General features: G+C 45.6%; 9 protein-coding genes. 8 read left to right on the top strand and 1 reads right to left on the bottom strand.

What is annotated here, in order from left to right:
- Positions 1-201 precede the first annotated feature (201 nt).
- The gene (locus tag VP97_RS17605; protein ID WP_172656804.1) at positions 202-708 is read right to left on the bottom strand and encodes a DUF2529 family protein; all 507 of its coding nucleotides are present in this window, start codon (positions 706-708) and stop codon (positions 202-204) included.
- 245 nt (positions 709-953) lie between these two features.
- On the opposite strand from VP97_RS17605, the gene VP97_RS17600 reads away from it, so the two are divergent.
- The 8 genes from VP97_RS17600 to VP97_RS17565 all read left to right on the top strand — a co-directional run bounded on the left by VP97_RS17600 (position 954) and on the right by VP97_RS17565 (position 8,210).
- Positions 954-1,316: a response regulator gene (locus VP97_RS17600; RefSeq protein ID WP_050183380.1), complete on the top strand. Its 363-nt coding sequence runs from the start codon at positions 954-956 to the stop codon at positions 1,314-1,316.
- A gap of 101 nt (positions 1,317-1,417) precedes the next feature.
- Positions 1,418-2,275 carry a class II fructose-bisphosphate aldolase gene (locus VP97_RS17595; protein WP_050183379.1) on the top strand — a complete coding sequence of 286 codons (858 nt, stop codon included), beginning with the start codon at positions 1,418-1,420 and terminating at the stop codon, positions 2,273-2,275.
- Positions 2,276-2,447: 172 nt separating this feature from the next.
- On the top strand, positions 2,448-3,095 hold the full coding sequence (fsa, locus tag VP97_RS17590; protein WP_050183378.1) for a fructose-6-phosphate aldolase: 648 nt from the start codon (positions 2,448-2,450) through the stop codon (positions 3,093-3,095).
- Positions 3,096-3,190: 95 nt separating this feature from the next.
- Complete coding sequence (locus VP97_RS17585; protein ID WP_050183377.1) at positions 3,191-4,477, top strand: UDP-N-acetylglucosamine 1-carboxyvinyltransferase; 1,287 nt, start codon at positions 3,191-3,193, stop codon at positions 4,475-4,477.
- A 95-nt stretch (positions 4,478-4,572) separates the two neighbouring features.
- Positions 4,573-5,538 (top strand): class II fructose-bisphosphatase, encoded by a 966-nt coding sequence (gene glpX / locus VP97_RS17580; protein WP_050183376.1) that lies wholly within the window; start codon positions 4,573-4,575, stop codon positions 5,536-5,538.
- Positions 5,539-5,663: 125 nt separating this feature from the next.
- On the top strand, positions 5,664-6,947 hold the full coding sequence (gene rho / locus VP97_RS17575) for a transcription termination factor Rho (protein WP_050183375.1): 1,284 nt from the start codon (positions 5,664-5,666) through the stop codon (positions 6,945-6,947).
- Positions 6,948-7,074: 127 nt separating this feature from the next.
- Positions 7,075-7,287 carry a 50S ribosomal protein L31 gene (gene rpmE, locus VP97_RS17570; protein ID WP_050183374.1) on the top strand — a complete coding sequence of 71 codons (213 nt, stop codon included), beginning with the start codon at positions 7,075-7,077 and terminating at the stop codon, positions 7,285-7,287.
- Between the two features lie 350 nt (positions 7,288-7,637).
- The gene (locus VP97_RS17565; protein WP_050183373.1) at positions 7,638-8,210 is read left to right on the top strand and encodes a thymidine kinase; all 573 of its coding nucleotides are present in this window, start codon (positions 7,638-7,640) and stop codon (positions 8,208-8,210) included.
- Positions 8,211-8,215 lie beyond the last annotated feature (5 nt).

Below are 8,215 nucleotides of genomic sequence, written 5' to 3'. Positions count from 1 at the left end.
AGACTCCTATGGGACTAGCGGGCAGCTGAGATCGGAGGAGCCGCCAGGCGAAATCGAGCTCAGCGCCTGCCCCATGGAAAGCGGAGCTGCCCGGACGCTGTGACCTATCCCATTCATGTGCACACACGCTCATCAATATAATTTGTCTACAGTTTGACAGGACCAGCTCTTTGAGCTGGTCCTGTTTTGTTATGCGGTATTTTACTCGTACTCAGCTGTCATTTCATCTATCGTCATTTTCAATAGATAATAAACGTATAAACCGGCAATGGGAGAAGGGAATCCTGTCCGGCCGCCTTCTTCATCCGGCAGCAGCCCTTTTGTCAGGTGCAGATCAATAAAAACGTCAGCCGATTCTTCGATGCCGGCTGCTTCTCTTTTAGAAGCGATAGCGGCAAATGGAATATGATTTGACAGTAGTTCATCGGCCAGCTTGAACGCTTCCGGATCGTCTGAAAAGCGCGTCGCAATCAGCACGCGGTCCGCTTCGGTTAGAAGGGCGTCTTTTGTCCAATTTTGAACACCGGCTATTGGTTCGGCACCATGAATGGCTTCTGCTTCGAGAGCCGCCATTTCACCAAATCCCTTCATATATAAAGTGCCCTCGCCCAGCAGCCCTTGAGACAGTAATCGTCCCGCATCCTCGATTGCGAATTCCTCTTTTTCACTAATTCGTTTCAGCAGGCCGCTTAACTGTGTTGTAAACATTTTTGACAATCATCATCACTTCTTTCGTTTTCTTTATTATAAAGGAAGTTCTCCTAAAAACGCACACGTCCTGCGTGCAACGGAGAACCCAAGCATCCTGTTCAAGTGAAGTTTCACACGTCCTGTGTGCAACGGAGAACCCAAAACATCCTGTTTAAGTAAATGAAAAAAGGAATTTGCAGGGTTCTGTCGAATGTAAGATAAAGACAAAAACGGAAGGCGATACATTTAGGAGGAAGATGAAAATGGCAGCAACAATTCTTATAGTGGACGATCAATATGGAATCAGAATTTTGTTGAACGAAGTGTTGAAAAAAGAAGGGTACCAAACTTTGCAGGCAGCCAATGGTCCCGAAGCGATCCAGCTGGCTAGAGAAAATGTTCCAGACCTGGTGCTGCTCGACATGAAAATTCCAGGCATGGATGGCATTGAAATTTTAAAAAGGATGAAAGCAGAAAATCCGAATATCCGCGCCATTATCATGACAGCTTACGGAGAACTGGATATGATTCAGGAAGCAAAAAATATTGGCGCCATTATGCATGTTCCAAAACCGTTTGATATCGACGACATTCGCCAAACAATCAAAGAGCATTTAACGGTTTAAGACAATCAGTAAATTCTGTTGGTAATAAAAAGATGAATTTGATATGATACTAATGTGGTTTTTTTCATGAAGCAAACATTTCCCTTAGAGGAGGACACAAAATGCCATTAGTATCAATGAAAGAAATGTTAGACACTGCGAAAGAAAAAAAATACGCAGTAGGCCAGTTTAACCTAAACAACCTTGAGTTTACTCAAGCGATTCTTCAAGCAGCTGAAGAAGAAAAATCACCAGTTATCCTTGGTGTTTCTGAAGGCGCGGCTCGTTACATGGGCGGATTCAAAACAGTTGTGAAAATGGTGGAAGGATTGATGGAAGACTACGGTACAACAGTACCTGTTGCCATTCACCTTGACCATGGTTCAAGCTTTGAAAAATGTAAAGAAGCGATCGATGCAGGTTTCACATCTGTAATGATTGATGCTTCACACCACCCATTTGAAGAAAACGTAGCGACAACTTCTAAGGTTGTTGAATATGCACATTCAAAAGGCGTTTCTGTTGAAGCAGAACTTGGCACAGTTGGTGGACAAGAAGATGACGTTGTTGCTGAAGGTGTTATCTACGCAGATCCAAAAGAGTGCGAAGAGCTTGTAAAACGCACAAACATCGACTGCCTTGCACCAGCACTTGGTTCTGTTCATGGTCCTTACAAAGGTGAACCAAACCTTGGTTTTGATGAAATGGAAGCAATCGGAAATGCAACAGGTCTTCCACTTGTTCTTCACGGTGGTACAGGTATTCCGACAAAAGACATTGAAAGATCAATTTCTCTTGGAACAGCTAAAATCAACGTAAACACAGAAAACCAAATCGCTTCTGCGAAAGCAGTTCGTGAAACACTTGCTGCAAAACCAGAAGAGTATGATCCACGTAAATACCTGGGTCCAGCTCGCGATGCAATCAAAGCGACAGTAATCGGGAAAATGCGTGAATTTGGTTCTTCGGGCCAAGCGTAAGGCCTACAAGATGTAGGTCACAAAGGCGTTGCGACAGGATGTCGCGAATGTAGCCTTTGATCCTTAATTCTGCATGCCTATAACAAATCATATAACGACAAGAACCGCCTTTTTTAACGAATAGGCGGTTGTTGTTTATATAATAAAATGAACTGAAAAGAGGGAATATTTAATGAAATTCTTTATTGACACAGCCAACATCGATGAAATCCGTGAAGCGCACTCCTGGGGTATTCTCTCCGGCGTTACAACAAATCCATCACTAGTTGCAAAAGAAACCATTCCATTCCATGACCGTCTTCGTGAGATTACGGAGCTTGTTTCAGATTCAGTAAGTGCAGAAGTGATTGCGCTTGACGCAGAAGGCATGATTGAAGAAGGTCGCGAATTAGCGAAAATTGCACCAAACATTACAGTAAAAGTACCGATGACGCCGGAAGGATTGAAAGCGGTCGCAGTATTCGCGCAGGAAGGCATTAAAACAAATGTAACGCTGATTTTCAGTGCGAACCAGGCATTGATGGCAGCGCGTGCTGGTGCTACATATGTTTCGCCATTCCTTGGCCGTTTGGATGATATCGGACAGGATGGACTTGAATTGATCGAAACGATTGCGGATATTTTTGCTATTCATGATATTGAAACTGAAATTATTGCAGCATCAATCCGTCATCCGCAGCATATTACAGCCGCGGCACTTAAAGGTGCGCATATTGCGACAACACCTTACAAAGTACTTGCTCAGCTGTTTAAACATCCGTTAACGGACAAAGGGATCGAAGGATTCCTCGCTGATTGGGAAAATCGTAAAGCAAAGTAAGAATTGTACATGAGACGATTGTTATCGGTTAAACTACGACTACCAAGAAAGCTTTCCCGCTTTCCGTTTACGCAGAAAGAAGGGAGTACAACATAATGGAAAAGTTAAAGATTGAAGGCGGCCATCCTTTAAAAGGCACAATTAAGGTGGACGGCGCAAAAAACAGCGCTGTTGCCCTTGTGCCGGCTGCTATTTTAGCGGAGTCCCCGATTACAATCGAAGGATTGCCGGACATATCCGATATTCATATGCTTAAAGGCCTTTTGGAGGAAATTGGTGGGGATGTTACATTTGAAAACGGGGAGATGCACATTGATCCGACAAGCATGACCGCTATGCCGCTTCCAAATGGAAAAGTAAAAAAGCTGCGTGCTTCTTATTATTTGATGGGTGCGATGCTTGGCCGCTTTAACAAAGCGGTCATTGGGCTTCCTGGAGGCTGCCATCTTGGCCCTCGCCCGATCGACCAGCATATTAAAGGGTTTGAAGCGCTCGGTGCTGAAGTAACAAATGAGCAGGGTGCCATTTACCTGCGTGCAAGTGAACTGCGCGGTGCCCGAATTTACCTGGATGTAGTTAGCGTTGGCGCCACTATTAATATTATGCTGGCAGCAGTCCGGGCCAAAGGGCAGACCATTATTGAAAATGCGGCCAAGGAGCCGGAAATCATTGATGTTGCGACACTTCTTTCAAATATGGGCGCAAAAATTAAGGGTGCCGGTACAGATGTCATTCGGATTGATGGCGTAGAGCAGCTTCACGGCTGCCGCCATTCGATCATTCCAGACCGTATTGAAGCGGGAACTTTCATGGTCATGGCAGCTGCAGCGGGGGAAGGAGTCATTGTTGACAACGTTATTCCGCTGCATATGGAATCACTAACTGCTAAGCTGCGTGAGATGAATGTACCGATTGAGATTGGTGAAGATCGTATTTTTGTCGGAAAAGCCGAAAACCTTAAAACAGTTGATATTAAAACACTCGTTTATCCGGGGTTTGCGACTGATCTGCAGCAGCCATTCACTTCACTTCTCACAAAAGCATCCGGTTCTGCGATTGTGACTGATACCATTTATCCGGCACGTTTCAAACACATTGACGAGCTGCGGCGCATGGGAGCGAATGTGAAAACGGAAGGGCGCTCTGCCATCATTAACGGGCCTGTTCAGCTTCAAGGGGCAAAAGTGAAAGCCAGCGATCTGCGTGCTGGTGCGGCACTTGTCATCGCCGGTTTAATGGCGGACGGAATCACAGAAGTTACCGGTCTTGAGCATATTGACCGCGGCTACAGCAAGCTCGCCGAAAAGCTTACAGCACTTGGTGCCAATATTTGGCGGGAAGAAATGACAGAAGAAGAGTACAGTGAAATAAAAAGTTCATAATATTAAACGAAGCAACTGGTAAATGTGTTACAATATATAAAATAATGTGTGGCATAAAGCCGCTGTTTGTTCGTCGCATGGGAGGTAGGAGAGTAATGGAGAGAAGCTTATCAATGGAACTGGTTCGCGTTACAGAAGCGGCTGCACAAGCATCAGCACGCTGGATGGGCCGCGGCCTGAAGGATGAAGCCGATGGTGCCGCAACATCTGCAATGCGCGATGTATTTGATACAATCCCGATGAAAGGCACAGTTGTAATCGGTGAAGGCGAAATGGATGAAGCCCCGATGCTTTACATTGGGGAAAAGCTTGGAAATGGGTATGGCCCTCGCGTTGATGTAGCTGTTGATCCTCTAGAAGGAACAAATATTGTCGCAGCGGGCGGCTGGAATGCGCTGGCTGTTTTAGCAGTAGCAGATGCCGGAAACTTGTTGAATGCGCCTGACATGTACATGGATAAAATTGCTGTCGGACCGGAAGCGGTTGGCATGATCGACATTAACGCCTCTGTGACGGACAACCTGAGAGCTGTTGCCAAAGCGAAGAATAAAGACATTGAAGATGTTGTGGCCACGATTTTGAACCGCGAACGCCACGAGCATATCATTGCCGAGTTGCGCGAAGCCGGCGCTCGTATTAAACTGATTAATGACGGTGATGTTGCTGCGGCAATCAACACGGCCTTTGATAAAACGGGCGTTGATATTTTGTTTGGCTCAGGTGGTGCACCAGAGGGCGTTATTTCAGCGGTTGCGTTAAAAGCGCTCGGCGGTGAAATTCAAGGACGTCTTCTGCCGCAGTCTGATGCTGAGATTGAACGATGCATAAAAATGGGTCTTGATGTCCATAAAGTCCTTCGTATGGAGGACCTGGTCCGCGGCGATGACGCTATTTTTGCCGCAACCGGTGTCACAGATGGTGAATTGCTGCGCGGTGTACAGTTTAAAGGTACATATGCAGAAACACAATCTGTGGTTATGCGCGCGAAATCAGGCACTGTCCGCTTTGTGGATGGACGCCATAGCTTAAATAAAAAGCCTAATCTTGTCATTAAATCATAAACATGCCAACAGCGGTGCAGCCGGTCCGGTTCTCCGCTGTTTTGTTTGATTTGTCCACTTGTTAATTATGCTTCATCGTCATCCCTCCCTTCTATCAAATCAATTTAATAAAGTGTGGTGCCATAATGGAAGAACTTACAATCAATCATCTTGAAAACTTAAAACTAAAGGAATTATATGAACTTGCCAAAACATACAAAATCTCCTACTATAGCAAGCTCACTAAAAAAGAGCTTATTTTCGCGATTTTAAAAGCGCGTGCTGAGCAACAAGGCTTCTTTTTTATGGAAGGGGTCCTTGAAATTATTCAGTCGGAAGGTTTTGGCTTTCTTCGTCCGATCAATTATTCAGCGAGCTCGGAGGATATTTATATTTCCGCTTCCCAAATCCGTCGCTTTGACCTGCGGAATGGGGATAAAGTATCCGGGAAAGTCCGGCCGCCAAAAGAAAATGAACGATACTATGGTCTTTTGCATGTAGAAGCTGTTAATGGAGAAGATCCAGAAACAGCAAAAGAACGCGTTCATTTTCCCGCTCTTACACCGCTTTATCCTGACCGTCAAATTGAGCTTGAGCTTGAATCGAGACACTTATCCACTCGCATTATGGATCTTGTATCTCCGGTCGGATTTGGACAGCGCGGCTTGATCGTTGCGCCGCCAAAAGCCGGTAAAACGATGCTGTTAAAAGAAATTGCCAATTCCATTTCGGCGAATCACCCGGAGGCAGAGCTTATTGTGCTGCTTATTGATGAGCGCCCGGAAGAGGTAACCGACATTGAACGGTCTGTACAGGCGGAGGTCGTTAGTTCGACATTTGATGAAGTGCCGGAAAATCACATTAAAGTGGCAGAACTTGTATTAGAGCGTGCGATGCGCCTTGTCGAGCATAAACGGGATGTTATCATTTTGATGGACTCGATTACACGCCTGGCTCGTGCATACAATCTTGTTATCCCTCCAAGCGGCCGGACGCTTTCCGGTGGTATTGATCCAGCTGCTTTCCACCGTCCAAAGCGCTTTTTCGGTGCAGCGCGTAATATTGAAGAAGGTGGCAGCCTGACTATTCTAGCGACGGCTCTTGTTGACACAGGCTCACGGATGGATGATGTGATTTATGAGGAATTTAAGGGAACAGGCAACATGGAGCTTCACCTTGACCGCTCGCTTGCTGAGCGCCGCATTTTCCCGGCAATCGATATTCGCCGTTCCGGTACGCGCAAAGAAGAGCTGCTTATTGGCAAAGAGCAGCTTGATATGGTCTGGGCTATCCGGAAAACGATGTCAGACGCACCAGATCTGGCAGACAAAGTACTACGCCGGCTGCGTCAAACAAAAAGCAATGAAGATTTTATTGCCCAATTACTCGCCGAAACAAAGAAAAATGGTGCATCGAAAAAAATGCTGTAATGCATTTGCAATTTTTAAAAGTGCCTGCTATAATGTAATTTGTGTGAATGAAATAAATAATTAGGAATACCGCCTAATTATATTTAACTCTGTTTCGGAATGACTCAGGGCGGAAGGAGAGAAAAAGATGCAAACAGGAATTCATCCTAACTACAAAACTGCACTTGTTAAATGTGCATGCGGAAACGAGTTTAACACTGGTTCTGTAAAAGAAGAAATTCGCGTAGAGGTTTGCTCTGAATGCCATCCATTCTACACTGGTCGTCAGAAATTTGCTGACGCAGGCGGACGTGTGGATCGCTTCAACAAAAAATACGGCCTTAAAGATCAAGCAAGATAATGATAAAAGGGACAGGCAAGGAGTGCAAACTGCTTGCCTGTTTTTTTGTATGTAAAAATAAGAAAAGGTAGCATTTTTAGGCTGTCTAGCTTCAGGTGGACAGCCCCTCTGTCATAAGCCGCCACGGCTATGTGGGAAAGAGTGCCGCTTCGCCGCCGGTTCGTCTTATGCCTGCCGGGCCTCAATGGCCGCCTTACGCTTGGACACGCAGAATGCGGGTCATAAAGACGTTACGACGATTGTGATGATCTAGTCGGGCGTCTGCCACAGGACGTGGTAGACTTGGGCTCGGCGGTACGATGCCGTGTTTTTAGTCTTTGATCACTGATATAAATGGAGGGACAGGCAGGATGGCCCAGCTTTTTTTCAAATATGGTGCAATGAATAGTGGCAAATCGATTGAAATTTTAAAGGTTGCCAATAATTATGAAGAACAAAATAAGGGTGTACTTTTGTTTACATCCGGCCTTGATACGCGGGATGAAGTCGGCTACATTTCAAGCCGTGTAGGCCTGCGGCGCCCCGCACGGCCGATCTTTACGGAGACGGACGTATTTGAAGAAGTGCGTGATGATTCGTCAAACCCGTCTTGTATTTTAGTGGATGAAGTACAGTTTTTATCAAAGAAGCATGTGCTGCAGCTGGCTCGAATTGTAGATGAACTGAATATTCCAGTCATGGGGTTTGGCTTGAAAAATGACTTTCAAAACGAGCTGTTTGAGGGCAGCCAGTATATGCTTATTTATGCAGATAAAGTCGAAGAGATGAAAACGATCTGCTGGTTTTGCGAACGAAAAGCAACGATGAACCTGCGCGTAGATGAAGAAGGAAAGCCTGTCTACACAGGGGAACAAATTCAAATCGGCGGCAACGATGCTTATTATCCGGTTTGCCGGAAGTGCCATCAAAACCCGCCGCTTTAACGAAC

The organism is Domibacillus robiginosus, assembly GCF_000966195.1.
Lineage (GTDB): Bacteria > Bacillota > Bacilli > Bacillales > Domibacillaceae > Domibacillus > Domibacillus robiginosus.
The sequence above is the reverse complement of the archived record's forward strand: the minus strand, read 5'-3'. Positions and strand labels throughout refer to the sequence as shown.